Raw genomic sequence first — 17539 nt, 5'->3', positions numbered from 1 at the left:
AGCGAACAGGTCAGACGGTGAAGCGGTCGGGGTCCGCCAGCTTCCAGTCCGCCGCCCAGGCCTGCGGCGCCTGGTGCACCAACTCCCCCGGCGCCAGCGGCGGGTAGAGCTCGGCGTAGGAGCGCACGGTCACCGGGTCCATCCGCCGCAGCAGCATGTGCGGGCCCAGTTCGGACGGGTGGTCCACGCCCATCGACGCCATGATCTGCAGCGCGCTCTTGACCGTGGCCTCCTGGAACCGCTGCACCCGGCGGGACTTGTCACCGACCTCCAACGCCCGGGCCCGGCGCGGGTCCTGGGTGGTCACCCCGACCGGGCAGGTGTTGGTGTGGCAGCGCTGGGCCTGGATGCAGCCGATCGCGAACATCATCGCCCGGGCGGCGTTGGTGTAGTCGGCCCCCTGCAGCAGCCGCTTGACCAGGTCGCTGCCGGTGGCCACCTTGCCGCTGGCGCCGATCTTGATCCGGTCCCGCAGGCCGACCCCGACCAGGGCCTGGTGCACGGTGGTCAGGCCGTCCGTCAGCGGCATGCCGACGTTGTCGGCGAACTCCAGCGGGGCCGCCCCGGTGCCGCCCTCGGCGCCGTCGACGATGATGAAGTCGGGGGTGACGTTCTCCTCCAGCATCGCCTTGCACACCGCCAGGAACTGGCTGCGGGAGCCGACGCACAGCTTGAAACCGGTCGGCTTGCCGCCCGCCAGCTCGCGCATCCGGGCGATGAAGGCCACCAGCTCGCGCGGGGTGGAGAAGACCTGGTGGAACGGCGGGGAGATGACGGTCTGCCCCTGCGGGACGCCGCGGACCCGGGCGATCTCGGCGTTGACCTTGGCGCCGGGCAGCACCCCGCCGATGCCGGGCTTGGCGCCCTGGCTGAGCTTCAGCGACACACAGCGCACCTGGTCCTGGGCCGCCTTGTCGGCGAACATCCGGCCGTCGAAGCCGCCCTGCTCGGTGCGGCAGCCGAAGTAGCCGGTGCCGATCTCCCAGACCAGGTCGCCGCCGGGCCGCAGGTGGTACTCCGACAGGCCGCCCTCGCCGGTGTCGTGGGCGAAGCCGCCCAGCGCGGCTCCGGTGTTCAGCGCGAGGACGGCGTTCGAGGACAGCGAGCCGAAGCTCATCGCGGAGACGTTCAGCAGCGCCATGTCGTAGGGCTTGGTGCAGTCGGGGCCGCCGATCAGCACCCGCGGCAGTTCCTCGCGCACCGGTCGCGGGGCCATCGAGGGGATCAGGAACTCGCGCCCGGTCTCATAGAGGTCCCGTTCGGTGCCGAAGGGCTCCTCGGCCTCGGTGCCCTTGGCGCGTTCGTAGACGATGCTGCGGGTGTCGCGGTCGAAGGGCCGGCCGTCGACGTTGCGTTCCACGAAGTACTGCTGCAGTTCGGGGCGGATGCCCTCCAGCAGGAATCGCAGATGGCCCAGCACCGGGTAGTTCCGCAGCACCGAGTGCCGCCGCTGCACCAGATCCCACACGGCCAGCGCGAACAGCGCGACCAGCGGGGCTCCGGCGAACCACCACCACGGCGACAGCACCACCGCCGCCACCACGCCGACCACGGCACAACAACCCAGCAGCGCGACCCACATCATTCTCAGCACAGGGACCTCCTGTCCCCGATCATGTCCGGCATACCTGCGGCGCGCCCGCCACCGCGCCACGACACACCGATAACGCACTGATGCGCCGTCCACCCCAGGGGTGAGCGACGCATCGGAGATGTGCGCGGTGAGCCGTCAGCCGGTCACCATCGGTACCAGCGGCCGCGGCTGCCGCCGGAGCCCGCGCCGCGGAAGACGAAGCCGAGCGCCCACAGCACCAGCACCACAATGGCGATCCACCACAGGATATGAATCGCGAAACCGGCGCCCCCGAGAATGAGGGCGAGAAGCAGAACAAGCAGGACTGGACCCATAGTTATCACTCTCCTGCAGCAGCGCCTGCCCGCAGTCAAACGACGCAAACAGCCCTCTTGAGCCGGCCCGACCCGCAACCGGCTCTGCGCCCGACCCCTGACCGGGGCCTGGCTCAGAGCTTGCGGGCGACGACGCCGATCTGGGGCAGCGCCTCCGAGTCGGGACCTGCCTGGTAGCCGAGGCTGGGGCGCCAGTTGGAGCAGTACACCACCCCCGGTTCGACCAGCTCGAACCCCCCGAGCAGGGCTTCCAGCTCCTCCATGGAACGCAGTTTCATCGGTGCGACCGTCTCCGAGTAGCGCTGGGCGGCCTGCCGCACCCGCTCGGCCGACCCGTGCTTGGCGGTGCCGTGGGAGATCACCAGGTAACTGCCGCTCGGCATGGCCGCCCGGTAGGCCGCGAGCAGGGCGATCACCTCGTCGTCGTCGGGAACGAAGTGCAGCACCGCGCTCAGCAGCACCGCGAACGGCTCGCCCGAACCCAGCCGCAGCAGGCGCACGGTCTCGGGATCGCCCAGGATCCGCGCGGTGTCGCGCAGGTCGGCCTCGATGCTCAGCGCGCCGTCGTTGCCGGCCACCAGCAGCCGCCGCTCATGCACGGCCAGCGGATCCTTGTCGACATAGACGGTCCGCGCGTCCGGGTCGGCGGCCTGTGCGATCTCATGGACGTTGTCCACGGTCGGGATCCCGGCGCCCAGGTCGAGGAAACCGCGTATCCCCGCGTCCGCGAGATAGCCCACACAGCGCTTCAGGAAGGCCAGGTTCACCCGCATCAGCGCGGGCAGTTTCCGGCATCATCTCGATGACCTCGCGCACCGCCAGGTCGTCGACCGGACGCTTGTGCCCACCGCCCAGGTACGAGTCGTAGATCCGGGCGATACTCGCCCCCTGCTGCTCCTGGCCCTCGCCCGGCTGCGGCTGGTCCCCCATCACCCTCACACCTTCCCAAGCCCCATCCGGCAGACCTCCCTATGATCACAACCCGCGGCCCGCGGGGCAAGATCCGCAGCCCTCCGGACCGGATTCAGGACCGACGTCCCGGCTTTCCGCGCCGACCGGCCTTGGAGCTGCCACTCTTGGAGCCGCCTGCCTTGGCTCCGCCTGCCTTGGGGCTGCCTGCCTTGGCTCCCCCTGCCTTGGGGCTGCCTGCCTTGGAGCCGCCGCGACGCCCCGCCACAGCCTTCGACGGCTGCCCCTGCTTCGGCTTGGACTTCGCTTCCTGCTTCGGTTGGGCCGCGGGCGCTCCGCGTCCCCGTGAGCTGTTGGCGGTCCGGCCGCGGACGATCCCGATCAGTTCCTCCACCAGGTCGGTGGTCTGCTCCTCCGGCCAGGACAGGGCGACCTGCGACTGGGGCGCGTCCGGGACCGGGCGGTAGGTGAGGTCCTTGCGGTGGTGCAGCCGGGCCAGCGACTGCGGGACGACCAGGAGCCCCACGCCGGCCGCCACCAGTTCGATGGCCGCGGCCGTGGTGGCCGGCCGCTCGATCGCGGGCAGGCCCGGGCGGCTCTCCCAGTCCAGGACCTCGTCCAGCGGGTGCAGCACGATGTCCTCGGCCAGGTCCGCCGCGCTGACCTCGGCGGCGGCGGCCGCCCGGTGCTCGGTCGGGATCACCACCACCGTGGTCTCGGTGTACAGCGGGATCGCACTGAGGACCGTCCGGTCGACCGGCAGCCGGACGAGCCCGGCCTCGGCGCCGCCGTCCCGCAGCAGCGGCGTGCCCTCAGCGGCCGGCACGGAGATCAGGGTGAGCGGGACCTCGGGCAGCCGCTCGTGCCAGATCTGGACCCACTTGGTGGGGGTCACTCCGGGCACGTAGGCGAGCCGGAACGGGGCGGGTCCTTGCGTTTCAGTCACGCGGCCAGGCTACCGGCTGTGATGAGGGCGGCCTCTCGCTCGATACCCTTGGTCCATGACATCGCTCAAACCGAAGACGACCCAGACGATGAAGCCCGCGACAGCGGCGAAGAAACTCGGTGTGTACCTGGAGGCCACCCCTGCCGAGTTCCAGGAGGGCGTTGTCTCCCGGGACGAGCTGCAGGCGCTGCAGACCGACGCCCCCGAGTGGCTGGTGGAGCTGCGCCGCAACGGCCCGCACCCCCGGCCGGTCGTCGCGACCAAGCTCGGCGTCTCCATCTCGGGCCTCGCCCGCGGCGGCGTCACCGAGGCGCTCACCACCGAGCAGATCGACACGCTCAAGGCCGAGAACCCGCTGTGGCTCCAGCACGAGCGCGCCACCCAGGCGGACGTCCGCAAGGAGGCCCTGCGCCTCAAGGAGAAGACGACGAAGAAGTAGCCGCCCGGGCGGCGGAGCCGCCGGCGGGCGACGCCCCGTGATGTACCGGGGCGCCGCCCAGCAGCCATCTGAGCTGCTTCGCCGTCAGTCGTTGACGAGGTCGAACTCCTCCCACGGGCCGATGCCCGTCCGGTTGGCGATCAGCGGGTCCGCGCCCGCGCTCTCCGCGGTGACGTACTCGTTGTCGGCCTGCGAGCGCAGGCTGACGCTGCCGTCGCCGTTGTGGATCAGCGCGAAGGTCTCCCAGGGGCCCACCGAGGTTCGGTTGGCGATCAGCGGAGACGCCCCGGCCGAGTCCGCACACACGTACTGGCCGTTGGCGTGCGACTTGAGGGCGATGTTGCCGCCGCCGAGGTCGATCTCGTCGAAGGACTCCCAGCTGCCGATGGCCGTCCGGTTGGCGATCAGCGGCGCCGCCCCCGCGTTGTCGGCGGTGACGTACTTGCCGTTGGCGTGGGCCTTCAGGCTGATCACCGAACCGCCGGGGGTGGTGGCGGTCCCGTCGAGCCCGATGGAGACACTGCCGAGGTGCCGGGCGGCACTGGCCGGGCTGCCGCCGATGCCGGCGAACGGCAGCGCGGTGGTCGGCGCCGAGGTCTGCTCGACCAGGTAGGACTTGCCGGTCTGGGCCGCGATGGTGAAGCTGGCGTTGCTCTGCGAGGCCAGCACGGTCGCCCCGGTGCTGCCGTCGACGACGGTGACGGCCTTGCCGGGCCAGGGGCTGCGCACGGTGATCGGCGAGTTGCTGCCGGAGACGATGCCGACCGTGGTCGCGGTGCCGCCGGAGACCTGGACGTCGACCTTGGTGTTGTGCTGGATGTAGACGGTGCCCTCGCCGGTCCAGTCCGAGGGCCAGGCCGGGGCGATCCGCAGCAGTCCGTCGTAGTCCTGGACCAACGCCTCGCTCACGCTCGCGGCCAGCACCCCCGACTGCTCGATGTAGGGCTCCTGCGCGCTGGTGCCGGTGAAGCTGGCCAGCCCGGAGGGGTAGGCCTGGTAGGACTTGGTCGCGGCGAGCAGGTCGTTCTTGACCTCGCTCGCCAGGCCCAGCCGGGCGGCCTGCAGCGGGTCGTTGCTCCAGTCGTTGCTGTTGACGTAGCTGCGCGAGGTGTAGGTGCGCTTGGCCAGATCGGTCAGCGTCCCGCTGTCACCGATCAGGTTGTACGGCCAGACGGCCTCCAGGCCCAGGTTCTCGCTGTTGCTGCGGGCGACGGTCGGCTGCGCCGAGAGGGCGATCATGTCGGCGCCGGCCGAGTCGGCGGAGGCGGTCAGCAGCTGGGTCTGGGTCGCGGTGTCGGTGCGCGGCAGCGGCGGGATCTTCGGGATAGCAGCGTTCAGCTGGGTGACCAGTGCCGAGTCCACGCCCAGCGTCTGGGCCGCCTTGACCGCGACCGGGAACAGCGCCTGCATGGCGACGATGTCGGTGACCGGGTCCTTGACGTTCCACTGGGTCTCATGGGCGTTGGCCTGGGTGTGCAGCAGACCGTCCGAGCCGGTGGTCGCGACCGACAGCAGGAACTTGGCGGCGCCGCTGATCAGCGGGTAGTTGGTGCTGAGCAGCGACAGGTTGTCGGTGGCCAGGTACTCCTGCCAGATCCACAGGCCGATCTCGGCGCCGCTGGTGTAGGTCAGCGAGTTGTAGGTCGGGGAGATCGTCGAGTCGCAGGACGCGCCGCCCTCGCCGCCGTTGTAGGTGCCGTTGCCGTTGAAGCGCATGGTCTCGGGAACGCAGAGCCCCTGCGTGCCGGGCACCTTGGCGGTGGTCCAGGCCGCGATGTTGTTGACGTTGCTGGTGTAGAGGTTCAGCACCGGGTCGTTGAGGCTGGACTCGCCGGCCGAGATGTTCGCCTGGACCTGCATCCGCAGATTCCAGAACCAGTAGCCGGCCGGGAACCAGTCCTGGTGGTCCTGGGAGAAGTTGAAGAGGTCGGCGACGCCGGCCTGGGAGCCGGGAACCGATCCGCCGCGTTCGGCCGCGGCGTCGTAGAGGTAGAGCGTGCGCAGGTTCTCGACGTACTCGCCGGAACCGTCCGCGGAGGTGATCTTGATCAACCCGGCGGTGCTCCAGTAGTTGTGCCACCAGGCCAGGTGGGCCGAGGTCAGCGCGGAGGCGGCCTTGGTGGTGTCGCCGTTGATGACCGAGTTGGCGGTGGTCAGGGCGTTGCCCCCGGTCCAGCCGGGGGCGGCGACGATCACCCGGAAGCTGCCGTCGGCGTTGGGGGTGAAGGCGACCTGCCCGGTCAGCGAGTCGGGGGTGGACGCCGACACATTGCGGCCGCCCGCGCTCAGGCCGAGCAGCGAGCCGAAGGTCTGCCCGGAGGCGCCCTGGCCGCTGTTGTCGACCCAGGTCTCGGCGAGGGTGGCGGTGGATCCCGAGGCCTGGGCCGAGGGCGAGCGGCCGCTCCACAGTTTGATCTGCGCGGTCTGGCTGCTGTTGGGGTCGGCGCCGGTGACGTCGACCACCAACTGCGCGGTGTCGCTGCGGACATAGGCGGTGAGCGTCATCCCGCCGCCGGACTCGTGCAGCATCCCGTCATAGGCGTCGAGGTAACCGGTGAAGTCGGACGCGCCGGTCAGCTTGGACAGCCCGGGGATGACGAGTTGGCCGGGTGACTTGCGGTCCGGGAAGGTGTCGGAGCGGTTCAGTTGCGCGGTGAACCCGCCGGCCGCCCACACCGCGGCGCCGAGGGTGCCGTTGCCCAGCGGCACGAACTGGCCGGGCGCGGTGTTCGGCTTGCCCAGCACCATGTCGGCGCGGCGCACCACATTGGCGGTGTCCAGGGAGAAGCCGCCGTTCTGCCAGGCAGTGGTGGTGGTCGCCGCAGCGGCAGCCGGAGCGCCCAGGACCGGGCCGACTCCTGGAATCGCCAGCGACAGCAGCAGCACCGGTAGGAACCGGGCGCATCGACTGCGCCGCGATCGTTTGGCAAACATGGAATCCTCCTCCGGCGCGCCGAGGCGGCACACCCGCGAAACATCGGATGATGTAGACCAGAGATTCGGCCTCCCGGCATTCGCTGTCAAGGCTCCGAACCAAACTTTCCCTTGGTAGAGCTGCCAAGTTGGCCTTGTCCCAGCTCTTGACCATCGCGACCACCAGCACTCCTTCTGGTAATTGATCGGATGACATGAAATGAACGCGCAAACGGCTACTGTTGATCGACGGTCTGCGGCCACGCTGTCCGGGACGGAGTCCGCATGATCGAGCAGAGCTTCCAGAACTTCTTTCTCGCCCTCGCCGGGGCGTCAGCAGCCTTGATCGGACTGCTGTTTGTCGCGGTGTCAGTCGCCCCGGAGAAGGTGGTCGGGCCGAAGGCGCTGGCACTGCACCAGGTGCGGGCGACCATGGCCCTCACCGCCTTCTCGTCGACCCTGGTGCTGGCACTGATCGCACTGCTGCCGCAGGCGCACATCGGCTGGCCGTCCACCGTGGTCGGGGCGGCGGGAATACTGTTCTCCGTGGTATCCCTGCGGCGCATCAGAGCAGCCGAGGGCGACCAGCCGCGGCGCCGCGCGCTGATCATCGTGTCGGTCTTCCTGCTGGTGATGCTGTTCCTGGCGAGCTCGGGAATCCGGCTGATCGTCGACCCGCGGGACACCGACCCGGTCTCCGACGCCTGCGTGGCCCTGATCGCCCTGATCGCCCTCGGCATCGACCGCTCCTGGGAGCTGGTCGGCGGACGCACCAGCGGCGTCACCAGCATGATCACCGACCGCATCGTCGGACGCGACAACTGACCCGGTCATCGTTGATCACCGGACGGCAGGCCCTTGACGTAGGAAGTTAAGGAGTTTAACTTAATCGGGCCTTACTTTCTGAGGCTTCCGCCTGCACTTCTGGAGGTCTGCGGTGTCCACCACACCCACACCAGCTCCCCCGAATCCGGCCGGTTCCGGTTCCGGTACCGGCCCCGGCTCCGGGCTCGTCCGCCGCATCGGTCTGTTCCAGGCCACCACCATCAACATGAGCCAGATGTGCGGCGTCGGCCCGTTCATCACCATCCCGGTGATGGTGGCCGCGTTCGGCGGGCCGCAGGCGATCATCGGCTGGATCGCCGGGGCCGTGCTCGCCCTGCTCGACGGGCTGGTCTGGGCCGAGCTCGGCAGCTCGCTGCCCGGTTCCGGCGGCACCTACGTCTACCTGCGGGAGGCGTTCCAGTACCGCACCGGCAAGCTGATGCCGTTCCTGTTCGTGTGGACGGCGATGCTGTTCATCCCGCTGATCATGTCCACCGGAGTGGTCGGCCTGGTCTCCTACCTGGGCTACCTGTGGCCCGGCATGACCTCGCTTGAGGGCGACCTGGTCGGCGTCGGGGTCGTGGCGCTGGTGGTCCTGCTGCTCTGGCGGCGGATCGACAGCATCGGCCGGATCACGGTGTTCATGTGGTCGGTGATGATCGTCGCCGTGGCCGCCCTGATCATCGCCTCCTACAGCCACTTCAACGCCTCGCAGGCGTTCGACTGGCCCGCGCACGCGATCCAGCTCACCCACGGCAGCTTCTGGCTGGCCTTCGCGTCCGGGCTGACCATCGGCATCTACGACTACCTCGGCTACAACACCGCCTCCTACACCGGCGCCGAGATCAAGGACCCGGGCCGGGTCATGCCGCGCGCCATCGTCTACTCGATCATCGCCATCATGGGCATCTACCTGCTGATGCAGATCGGCGTCCTCGGCGTGGTGAACTGGCACGACATGCTCGACACCAAATCCGCCGCCTACACCTCGGTCGCCTCCGTGGTGCTGGAGAAGGCCTGGGGCCACACCGCCGCGCAGGTGGTGACCGTGCTGATCCTGATCACCGCCTTCGCCTCGGTGTTCACCGGGCTGCTCGGCGGCTCCCGGGTCCCCTTCGAGGCAGCACGGGAACGCGTCTTCTTCAAGCAGTTCGGCACGCTCCACCCCAAGCACCGCTTCCCGGTCCTCGGCCTGGTCAGCATGGGCGTGATCACCGCCGCCGGCTTCCTGTTCGGACGGCACACCAATCTGCAGACCCTGATCAGCCTGCTGGTCACGGTGATGGTGATCATCCAGTCGCTGGCCCAGGTGGCGGCGGTGACCGTGCTGCGGAAGCGGCAGCCCGGGCTGGTCCGCCCCTACAAGATGTGGCTCTACCCGGCGCCGGGCATCCTGGCCGGCATCGGCTGGCTGGTCATCTACGGCTACGCGGACAAGGCCGCCCCCGGCGTCCACCCGATCGAATGGTCGCTGGCCTGGCTCGCCGTCGGCTGCCTGGCCTTCGCGGTGTGGTCCCGGTTCGAGAAGGTCTGGCCGTTCGGGCCCAAGGAGATCCGCGAGGAGTACCTGGAGGAGCAGCGAGCGGAACCGACCCCGGTGGGTTAGCGCAGCCGCGGTATTGGCATGAACTGGGGGATGGAGCACACACAGGCGGTCGTGATCGGCGCGAGCATGGCGGGGCTCCTCGCCGCCCGCGCCCTGAGCGACACCTTCAGCAGCGTCGTGGTCATCGACCGCGACGTCCTTCCCGACGGGCCGGCCGACCGGCGCGGTGTGCCGCAGAGCGGCCACCTGCACGGTCTGCTGGCCCGCGGCCTGCTCGGCCTGGACGAGCTGTTCCCCGGGTTCGAGGCCGAGCTGCTGACGGCCGGAGCCGTGCGGGGGGACATCCAGTCCGACATCCACTGGTACATCGACGGACACCTGATCAAGCCGGTCCGCTCCGGACTGCTCGGCCTCGCGTCGACCAGGGCACTGCTGGAGTTCACGGTCAGGGAACGAGTGGCCGCGCTGCCCGGCGTCGAGATCATCGACGACTGCGACGTGCTGAGCCTGGTCACCACCGAGGACCGGCGCCGGGTGACCGGGGTCGGCATCGCGCCGCGGTCCGACGGCGCGGCGGCCTCGACGATCCGGGCGGACCTGGTCGTGGACGCCGGCGGCCGCGGTTCGCGGACCCCGGCCTGGCTGGAGCAGCTGGGCTACCCGCGCCCGCCGGAGCAGAAGCTCGCGGTGGACCTCACCTATGTCTCCCGGACCTACCGGCGTGAGCCGCAGCAGCTCGACGGCCGGCTGGGCACCGCGATCAGCGCCTACCCGGGATCACCGCGCGGCGGCTTCCTGCTCGCGCTGGAGCGGGACCGGTTCGTCCTCAGCGTCGGCGGGGTCTTCGGCGAGCAGCCGCCGATGGACGACGAGGGCCTGGCCGACTATGTGACAGCCATGCCCAGCCGGGACTTCGCGGTCTTCCTGCGCACCGCCACCCGGCTCACCGAGCCGGTGCGGATCCGGCACCCCGCGAGCGTCCGGCGGCACTACGAGGCGCTCACCGCGTTCCCGGCCGGCTATCTGGTCACCGGCGACGCCCTGTGCAGCCTCAACCCCGTCTACGGGCAGGGGATGACGATCGCGACGCTGGAGGCGCTGCTGCTGCGGGAGCTGCTCGCGGCGGGGCCCGACGACCAACTGGCGCGGCGGTTCTTCCATGGCGCGGCCAAGCTGATCGACACCCCGTGGAGCACAGCGGTGGGCTCGGACCTGCGGTTTCCCGAGGCCGGGAGCGCCCTGCCGCTCCGGGGCAGGCTGCTCAACCGCTATCTGGCCCGCGTCTACCGGGCGGCCGAACAGGACACCGCGGTCGCCACCGCGTTCCTGCGGGTGCTCAACCTGGTGGAGGGCCCGGAGCGGCTGCTGGCGCCGGGAGTGCTGCTCCGGGTCGCCCGCGCCTCACTGGACTCGCACCCGGCGAGCTCGCTGAACCCACCGGACTCGCTGAACCCACCGGACTCGCCGGACTCGCCGGACTCGCCGGAGAAGAACCCCGCTGCTGTTCATGGCAGCACCCCTGCTGGAGGCAATCAATGACGCTCATCCTGGTCCACGGTGTTCCCGAAACCGCGGCGATCTGGGAGCCGCTGCGCCGCGCGCTCGGCCGCGACGACGTGATCACCCTCTCCCCGCCCGGATTCGGCGCACCCGTGCCGGAGGGTTTCGGCGCCACCTCCGACGACTACCTGGCCTGGCTGGTCGGTGAGTTGGAGCAGATCGAGGGTCCGATCGACCTGGTCGGGCACGACTGGGGCGGCGGCCACGTCCAGCGGGTCGCGGCCCGGCGACCCGACCTGATCCGGTCCTGGTGCAGCGACATCGCCGGGGGCACCGACCCGGCGTATGTGTGGCACGACCTGGCGCAGCTCTGGCAGACGCCGGGGGTGGGCGAGGAAACCGTCGTCTCGCGGTTCGGCGCACCGGTCGAGAGGCAGGTCGCGGGGCTGGTCAAGGGCGGGATGACGGCCGAGGCAGCGGCGGCCTCGGTGGCGGCCGCCGGGCCGGAGATGGGCCGCTGCATCCTGGCGCTCTACCGCTCGGCCGCGCAGCCCGCCCTGGCCGGCTGGGGCGCCGAACTCGAACGGGCCGAGCGCCGTCCGGCCCTGGTCATCAACGCGACGGCGGACGCCTATGTCGGCGGCCCCGCGTTGGCCCACCGCGCGGCAGGCCGGCTCGGCGCCGAGGAGGCCGTGCTGGAGGGGCTCGGACACTGGTGGATGCTCCAGGACCCGCAGCAGGGCGCGGCGGTGCTGAACGAGTTCCACGCCGGCCTGGAGAAAAACCACTGAGTTGGCCGGCCCGAGTTGAACGTTGAACCAGGAGCCTTCGGTCCGCGTAGTCCTGTCTGCTCTGTCCTCGCCGGATTTGTCGGCACATCTCAGGGAGAAGCAGGATGATCAGAAGGCTCATACCCGCGGCGGCACTCGCGGCCGCCGTGACCGTGACCGTCGCGCTGACCACGGCGGGCTCGGCCAGCGCCAGCCCGCACCAGGACAGCCACGGTCCGGCGGCGGCGCACGGCGTGACCCGGACCGACCTGGTCTCCGACCAGCCCGGCAAGGCGCAGTTGACGGATCCGAACCTGGTCAACGCCTGGGGCCTCTCCCGTGGGCCGAACACCCCGCTGTGGGTGTCCAACGCGGGCACGATGACCTCCACGCTCTACAACGGCGCGGTCGACGGCAGCCCGGTGGCCGCCGTGCCGGCCGCCTCGCCGCTGGTCGTCAAGATCCCCGGCGGCCCGGTCACCGGCCAGACCTTCAACGGCAGCACCGGCTTCGCCGTCCCCGGCACCACCACGCCGGCCGCGTTCCTCTTCGCCACCGTGGGCGGCACGATCGCGGCGTGGACCGGCGCGAACGGCACCCAGGCCGTCACCGCGGCCACCGTGCCGGGGGCCGCCTACACCGGACTGACCCTGGCCACCAGCCCGTTCGGGCCGCTGCTGCTGGCGGCGGACTTCCATGACAACCGCGTCGACGTCTTCAACTCCTCGTTCCAGAGGCTGGACGTCAGCGGCCTGTTCCGGGATCCGTCGGTGCCGCGCAACTACGCGCCGTTCAACGTCCAGGTGCTCGGCGGCAACGTGTATGTGACGTACGCCCAGCAGGACGCCAACAAGCAGTTCGACGTGGCCGGCGCAGGCCACGGCTTCGTGGACGAGTTCACCTCCTACGGCACCCTGGTCAAGCGGATCGCCTCGCGCGGTGTGCTGGACTCGCCGTGGGGCCTGGTGATCGCCCCGTCCTCGTTCGGCCGCTTCTCCGGCGACCTGCTGGTCGGCAACTTCGGCAACGGCACCATCCACGCCTTCGACCCGGCTACCGGCCGCTTCGCCGGCACGCTGACCGACACCCGCGGCCACACCGTCAGGATCGACAAGCTGTGGGGCCTGATCACCGGTGACGCCGTCGCCGGCGGACCGAACTCGGTCTGGTTCAGCGCCGGTCCTGACAAGGAGACACACGGCCTGCTGGGCATCCTGACCGCCAAGTAGGGCCGGTGAAACCGGGCCGGCCGGAGCGCGTGGGGCGCTTCGGCCGGCCTCGTCAGGCGGTGGGGCCGGTCTGCCAGGCCTTAGGCTGCGGAGGGTGTTCACTCCCCAGGGTCCGTCCCTTCGCGAACTCGCCGTGCAGGCGCTCTCGTCCGTCGAGCGCGGTTACGACCTGCTGGCGCCCCGCTTCGACCACACCCCCTTCCGGACCCCGGCCCCGGTGCTCGATGCCGTCGCCGAGACGCTGGCGCCGCTCGGGCCCTTCGGCACGGGGCTCGACCTCTGCTGCGGGACCGGGGCGGGGACGGAGCTGCTGCGGCAGCTGTGCGACGAGCGGGTGGTGGCCGTTGACTTCAGCGCCGGGATGCTCGACACCGCTCGGGCCAGGTCCGCCGTCGGCGAGGCTGTCGACTGGGTCCGGGCGGACGCCCGGCAGCTGCCGTTCGGGCCGCGGTTCGACCTGGTGGTCAGCTTCGGGGCGTTCGGGCACTTCCTGCCCCGGGAGCGGCCCGGGCTGTTCGCTCAGGCCTACCAGTCCCTGCGCCCCGGCGGCTGCTTCGCCTTCCCGATCGGCGCCCCGCCCCGGGTCGGCTCGCAGCTGTACTGGACGCTGTGGGGTTTCGACACCGTCATGTACGTCCGCAACGCGCTACGTCGGCCGACCTTCGTCATGTACTACCGGACCTTCCCGCTGCACGAGGTCAGAAGCGATCTGGAGCAGGCCGGCTTCACCGTCGAGACGCTGCCGCTGACCGCGCTGGGAACGCTGGACGACGGCAGCCCGCGCTGCCGCCTGGTGCTGGCCCGCAAGTAGGGTGACGTTGAGTCAGGGATCAACTCGCCGGAGTGAGTTCGACCCGGCGGCCGTCAGGGTCAACGAGCACGGCCCGGACGCCCCACGGCCCCTCCCTGGGCGGGCTCTGCAGCACCCCACCGGCCGCGACCGCGTCCGCCACCGCCGCGGCCAGGTCCGGGACGGCGAGCCCGAGCCTGGTGCCGTCGCCGGTGAGATCGCCACGGGCCTCCGCACCGTGCAGTTCCAGGGTCAGGCCGTGCTGCCGCGCGGCGTGGTGCAGCGGCACCCGCTGATGGGTCTCGGGCACGAACACAAAGCCCAGCGCGGAGTAGAAGGCGAGGCATTCCTCCAGGCGCAGGCACTTCAGCGCAAGGTAGTTGAGCACGCTGTCCCCTTCTCTTCGGTGGCCCCGGCGGCCTACGGCAAGGCCTCAGACCGGCCTCGGCCAGATGGCCCGGCAGCCGCCGTCCGGCCTGCGGATTGGCCGCCGCGGCCAGCGCGCCACCGGTCCAGCGCCCGCTCGCCCGGCCGCGCGGCGAGCGCGGCGTGCGCCCATGCCCGCAGGCGGCGGACCCCGGCGTTCGCCGCCCGCGCGTCCAGGGCGCCGACCAGCCGGTCGGTGGCCAAGGCGGAGATATTGTCTGCGTGGAACGCCGAAGTCGGCCGCGGGTTGCCCATTCGGCAACTTTACGGCGACCCTGGGGTGTTTCGTCGGACCCTGCTCTGACCTGGCCTTTTCCTCTGCCGACAGGCTCGGGGTGCTGGGTTTCATCACAAATGGAGCACGAGGGGCACAAATTCCGCGGCAGCCCCTAGAAATGGTCTACACCACCGGTGCATAGTGGCGTAGACCACATCGCTCCAAGGAGAAGGTCATGGGATTCACGGGATCCGTCAACGATCTCAAGCCGCGCTGGTCGGTCGACCTCCCCATCCACGCCGCCACGTGTGCCTCCGGGAAGCAGACGTTCATCGTCCTGGCCCACACCTTCGCCGAAGCCGTCGACGCCGCGTGGGAAGAGGCACACACCCCGCAGGCCATGCGGCACCGCAACGGGGCAGCTCTCGCCGCGAGCCGGCATGACCTCTATGCCCGGATGCTTTCGGCAAGTCTCATCTGACAAACAATTGCTGACTGCTTTCTGACATCTTGTCGATACGGTTCGGCCATGCCGAACCGAAGCAAGGTGCTGAAGATACTTTCGTTCTCCGCAGCCGGTGTCCTGGCCGCGGGCGCGGCCGGTGGCGCCTATGTGTACGAGCACCTCAACGGCAACATCAAGACCGCCTCGCTCTACACCGACGACACCTCCGACGGCGCCACCGCCGGCCCCAGCAGCAGGAGCGCCGCGCTGGGCACCGAGAAGCCGGACGCCTTCGGCCACACCCCGCTCAACATCCTGGTCATCGGTTCGGACACACGCGACAGCGCGGCCGACTGCCGGATCGGCGGCGACTGCGGGCCCGGCTCCAACGCCGACGTCGAGATGCTGGTGCACCTCTCCGCGGACCGCAGCAACGCCACGGTGATGAGCATCCCCCGCGACACCATGATGCACACGCCGGCCTGCCGCGATCCCGAGACCGGGGAGCACACCTCCGGCTCCTACGCCCAGATCAACAGCGCGCTGCAGTACGGCCCGGCCTGCTCGGTGGCGGCGGTGCACAAACTGACCGGAATACCCATCGACCATTTCGCAATGATCGACTTCAGTGGTGTGGTGAGCATGTCCGACGCCGTGGGCGGGGTGAACGTCTGCGTCGACAACAACGTCTACGACCCGTATTCCGGCCTGAAGCTCGCCAAGGGCACGCACACCCTGAAAGGCCAGGGCGCGCTGGAGTTCCTCCGCACCCGGCACGGCTTCGACGACGGCAGCGACCTGGGCCGCACCTACGCCCAGCATGTGTTCATCACCCAGATGGTCAACAAGATCAAGAGCGCCGGCACGCTCAGCGACCCCACCGCGCTGTGGAGCCTCGCGAACTCCGCCACCAAGGCACTGACCGTGGACACCGGCCTGGGCAGCATCACCAAGCTGATCGGGCTCGCCGAGGATCTCGGGAAGGTCCCTACCGACCGAATAACCTTCACCACGATGCAGACCCATGCCGACCCGGAGGACATCAACCGGGTCGTGGTCGACAACCAGGCCAAGCACCTGTTCGCCGCGATCATCAACGACCGACCGCTCACCGCGGGCACCGCCTCGGCGTCGGCGTCGGCCTCTGCCGCAGCATCACCCTCGGTGTCGACGTCGGCCACGACGGCCACCCCCGGCACGTCGCTCCCGCCCGCGTCGCACGCCCCGAAGCCGCCCGGCTCCGCCGCGGCCCTCGCCGACTCCCACGCGCAGACCGGGAACCAGGTCAACGCCTGCGCCAATGTCGGCACCCAGTACACGGTGCAGGTGAACGGTGTCGGGATGACCCCGGTCCAGGCCTACGCCAACAGCCCGGGGGTCAAGAACACCGCCCCCTGAGCCACTGGGGGCGCCAGCCGCTCAGGGAGTGGTGAAGCGGTAGCCCTCGGCCAGCAGTTGGGGCAGCCAGATCCTCATCGCCGCGACCGTCTGCGAGCGGTCCCCGCCGCCGTCGTGGTCCAGGATGATCGATCCGGTCCTGGTGGTCCGGGTGATGGTCGACACGATGCTCTGGGTGCCGGGCCTGGACCAGTCCCGCGGGTCGACCGACCAGTCCAGCGGACGCAGATTCGCGGCGGCAGCGGCCTCGAACACCGTGTGCGACCAGGCGCCGAAGGGGGCCCGGAACATCGTCGGGACGAGGCCGACGTCGGCCATGGCCTCGGTGGTGCGGGCGATCTGACCGGTCACCGCGCCGAGGGGCAGTCGGCTCAGGTCGGAGTGGTCCCAGGTGTGGTTGGTGATGTGGTGCCCGGCCGCGGCCACCTCCTTCACCAGGGAGGCACGGGCCGCTATCTGACGGCCGATCATGCAGAAGGTGGCGGTGACCCGGTGCTCCCGCAGGATCTCCAGGATCTGCGGGGTGTACTCGCTCGGACCGTCGTCCAGGGTCAACGCGATGACCTTGGCACCGCCGTGGACGTAGAACTGCGGCTTGGTCTGCACCGGCAGCGAAGGGCGCGGGGTGGCACTCGGGGTCGACGTCGCGGTCGGCGTGGCTGTCGACCGCTCGGAGGGCACCGGCGGAGTCGTGGACGACGTGGCCCGGATGGTGACCGCGCTGCGCGCCTGGGCGGCTCCGCATCCGCTCAGCAGGGTCACCCCGGCGGCGGCGAAAAGCACCCGCCGGGACACCCCCGGCCGGGCCGGTTGCTCCCCCGGTTCGGCGAGGACCTCCTCGTACATGCGCTCGGCCCCGGCGAGGTGGCCGCCGGGCCCGGTGTTCTGCCTCAGGAAGTCGGTCTTGTTCGCCATGCTGTCGGATCCTGGGCGACAGATGTCAGGAAGCCGTCAGACAGCCGTCAGGTTCTGGTGCGAGCCGGCGCAGCCGCAGCGGGCCGGGCCTCCGGCTCGGCATCGGGCCCGGCCCCGGGCGCTGACCTTCGCGGAGCCGAAGCTGGACCTTAGCGCAACCTGATGTCCCCGCCGGTGGCCGCTCCGGGCGCCCGCAGCCGCCTAGGGTGGCCCACCCCCCCCGACGGCCCCGGTCGCACCTCCCCCCCGAGTGCGACCGGGGCCTTCTCCTTTGCCGCGGGCAACGGCCGCAGCCCGGTGCCGGAGCCCGGTGCCGGAGCCGAAAAGTGATATCCGGGCCCTGCGCGATACGCCTCCGACAGG

16 protein-coding genes are annotated in these 17539 nt (G+C 70.4%); 9 read left to right on the top strand and 7 right to left on the bottom strand.

Annotated features, from left to right (window positions below; genetic code table 11):
- Window positions 1-10: 10 nt before the first annotated feature.
- The 4 genes from ACXKR8_RS38025 to ACXKR8_RS38010 all read right to left on the bottom strand — a co-directional run bounded on the left by ACXKR8_RS38025 (window position 11) and on the right by ACXKR8_RS38010 (window position 3763).
- Window positions 11-1585: an FMN-binding glutamate synthase family protein gene (locus ACXKR8_RS38025; protein ID WP_458275195.1), complete on the bottom strand. Its 1575-nt coding sequence runs from the start codon at window positions 1583-1585 to the stop codon at window positions 11-13.
- A 152-nt stretch (window positions 1586-1737) separates the two neighbouring features.
- On the bottom strand, window positions 1738-1908 hold the full coding sequence (locus ACXKR8_RS38020; RefSeq protein ID WP_458268253.1) for a hydrophobic protein: 171 nt from the start codon (window positions 1906-1908) through the stop codon (window positions 1738-1740).
- Between the two features lie 113 nt (window positions 1909-2021).
- Entirely contained in the window at window positions 2022-2681 is a 660-nt protein-coding gene (locus ACXKR8_RS38015; RefSeq protein ID WP_462099996.1) for an SAM-dependent methyltransferase, read from the bottom strand.
- A gap of 251 nt (window positions 2682-2932) precedes the next feature.
- Window positions 2933-3763: a LysR substrate-binding domain-containing protein gene (locus tag ACXKR8_RS38010; protein WP_458269094.1), complete on the bottom strand. Its 831-nt coding sequence runs from the start codon at window positions 3761-3763 to the stop codon at window positions 2933-2935.
- Window positions 3764-3818: 55 nt separating this feature from the next.
- Between ACXKR8_RS38010 and ACXKR8_RS38005 the strand changes: the two genes are divergently transcribed.
- Entirely contained in the window at window positions 3819-4202 is a 384-nt protein-coding gene (locus tag ACXKR8_RS38005; protein ID WP_458269093.1) for a DUF5997 family protein, read from the top strand.
- A gap of 84 nt (window positions 4203-4286) precedes the next feature.
- Here the strand turns inward: ACXKR8_RS38005 and ACXKR8_RS38000 are convergent, their stop codons facing one another.
- Complete coding sequence (locus ACXKR8_RS38000) at window positions 4287-7136, bottom strand: fascin domain-containing protein (protein WP_458269092.1); 2850 nt, start codon at window positions 7134-7136, stop codon at window positions 4287-4289.
- Between the two features lie 264 nt (window positions 7137-7400).
- Between ACXKR8_RS38000 and ACXKR8_RS37995 the strand changes: the two genes are divergently transcribed.
- The 6 genes from ACXKR8_RS37995 to ACXKR8_RS37970 all read left to right on the top strand — a co-directional run bounded on the left by ACXKR8_RS37995 (window position 7401) and on the right by ACXKR8_RS37970 (window position 13796).
- Window positions 7401-7940: a hypothetical protein gene (locus ACXKR8_RS37995; RefSeq protein ID WP_458269091.1), complete on the top strand. Its 540-nt coding sequence runs from the start codon at window positions 7401-7403 to the stop codon at window positions 7938-7940.
- Between the two features lie 112 nt (window positions 7941-8052).
- Window positions 8053-9546, top strand: coding sequence for an APC family permease (locus tag ACXKR8_RS37990; RefSeq protein ID WP_458269090.1), 1494 nt, complete (start codon window positions 8053-8055; stop codon window positions 9544-9546).
- A 30-nt stretch (window positions 9547-9576) separates the two neighbouring features.
- Window positions 9577-11025, top strand: a complete 1449-nt coding sequence (locus ACXKR8_RS37985) for an NAD(P)/FAD-dependent oxidoreductase (protein WP_458269089.1) — start codon at window positions 9577-9579, stop codon at window positions 11023-11025.
- On the top strand, window positions 11022-11777 hold the full coding sequence (locus tag ACXKR8_RS37980) for an alpha/beta fold hydrolase (protein ID WP_458269088.1): 756 nt from the start codon (window positions 11022-11024) through the stop codon (window positions 11775-11777). The genes ACXKR8_RS37985 and ACXKR8_RS37980 overlap by 4 nt, the downstream gene beginning before the upstream one ends.
- 104 nt (window positions 11778-11881) lie before the next feature.
- Complete coding sequence (locus ACXKR8_RS37975) at window positions 11882-12985, top strand: TIGR03118 family protein (protein ID WP_458269087.1); 1104 nt, start codon at window positions 11882-11884, stop codon at window positions 12983-12985.
- A 94-nt stretch (window positions 12986-13079) separates the two neighbouring features.
- On the top strand, window positions 13080-13796 hold the full coding sequence (locus ACXKR8_RS37970; RefSeq protein ID WP_458269086.1) for a class I SAM-dependent DNA methyltransferase: 717 nt from the start codon (window positions 13080-13082) through the stop codon (window positions 13794-13796).
- Window positions 13797-13815: 19 nt separating this feature from the next.
- Here the strand turns inward: ACXKR8_RS37970 and ACXKR8_RS37965 are convergent, their stop codons facing one another.
- The gene (locus ACXKR8_RS37965) at window positions 13816-14163 is read right to left on the bottom strand and encodes a VOC family protein (RefSeq protein ID WP_458269085.1); all 348 of its coding nucleotides are present in this window, start codon (window positions 14161-14163) and stop codon (window positions 13816-13818) included.
- Window positions 14164-14653: 490 nt separating this feature from the next.
- Here ACXKR8_RS37965 and ACXKR8_RS37960 point away from each other — a divergent pair, with 490 nt between their 5' ends.
- Together ACXKR8_RS37960 and ACXKR8_RS37955 are read left to right on the top strand one after the other, a co-directional pair.
- Window positions 14654-14899 (top strand): hypothetical protein, encoded by a 246-nt coding sequence (locus tag ACXKR8_RS37960; RefSeq protein WP_458269084.1) that lies wholly within the window; start codon window positions 14654-14656, stop codon window positions 14897-14899.
- Between the two features lie 48 nt (window positions 14900-14947).
- Window positions 14948-16261, top strand: coding sequence for an LCP family protein (locus ACXKR8_RS37955; protein WP_458269083.1), 1314 nt, complete (start codon window positions 14948-14950; stop codon window positions 16259-16261).
- 21 nt (window positions 16262-16282) lie between these two features.
- Here ACXKR8_RS37955 and ACXKR8_RS37950 read toward each other — a convergent pair whose 3' ends face one another.
- Window positions 16283-17176, bottom strand: coding sequence for a polysaccharide deacetylase family protein (locus ACXKR8_RS37950; RefSeq protein ID WP_458269082.1), 894 nt, complete (start codon window positions 17174-17176; stop codon window positions 16283-16285).
- Between the last annotated feature and the right edge of the window lie 363 nt (window positions 17177-17539).

The organism is Streptacidiphilus sp. PAMC 29251, assembly GCF_054208735.2.
This window is presented reverse-complemented; position numbering and strand designations above follow the sequence as displayed.

Excerpts from the sequence above, each read along its gene's own strand:
- ACXKR8_RS38025 (WP_458275195.1), bottom strand. The coding sequence starts at position 1,585 with ATGATGTGGGTCGCGCTGCTGGGTTGTTGTGCCGTGGTCGGCGTGGTG.
- ACXKR8_RS38020 (WP_458268253.1), bottom strand. The coding sequence starts at position 1,908 with ATGGGTCCAGTCCTGCTTGTTCTGCTTCTCGCCCTCATTCTCGGGGGC.
- ACXKR8_RS38015 (WP_462099996.1), bottom strand. The coding sequence starts at position 2,681 with ATGCGGGTGAACCTGGCCTTCCTGAAGCGCTGTGTGGGCTATCTCGCG.
- ACXKR8_RS38005 (WP_458269093.1), top strand. The coding sequence starts at position 3,819 with ATGACATCGCTCAAACCGAAGACGACCCAGACGATGAAGCCCGCGACA.
- ACXKR8_RS38000 (WP_458269092.1), bottom strand. The coding sequence starts at position 7,136 with ATGTTTGCCAAACGATCGCGGCGCAGTCGATGCGCCCGGTTCCTACCG.
- ACXKR8_RS37995 (WP_458269091.1), top strand. The coding sequence starts at position 7,401 with ATGATCGAGCAGAGCTTCCAGAACTTCTTTCTCGCCCTCGCCGGGGCG.
- ACXKR8_RS37985 (WP_458269089.1), top strand. The coding sequence starts at position 9,577 with ATGGAGCACACACAGGCGGTCGTGATCGGCGCGAGCATGGCGGGGCTC.
- ACXKR8_RS37980 (WP_458269088.1), top strand. The coding sequence starts at position 11,022 with ATGACGCTCATCCTGGTCCACGGTGTTCCCGAAACCGCGGCGATCTGG.
- ACXKR8_RS37975 (WP_458269087.1), top strand. The coding sequence starts at position 11,882 with ATGATCAGAAGGCTCATACCCGCGGCGGCACTCGCGGCCGCCGTGACC.
- ACXKR8_RS37960 (WP_458269084.1), top strand. The coding sequence starts at position 14,654 with ATGGGATTCACGGGATCCGTCAACGATCTCAAGCCGCGCTGGTCGGTC.
- ACXKR8_RS37955 (WP_458269083.1), top strand. The coding sequence starts at position 14,948 with ATGCCGAACCGAAGCAAGGTGCTGAAGATACTTTCGTTCTCCGCAGCC.
- ACXKR8_RS37950 (WP_458269082.1), bottom strand. The coding sequence starts at position 17,176 with ATGGCGAACAAGACCGACTTCCTGAGGCAGAACACCGGGCCCGGCGGC.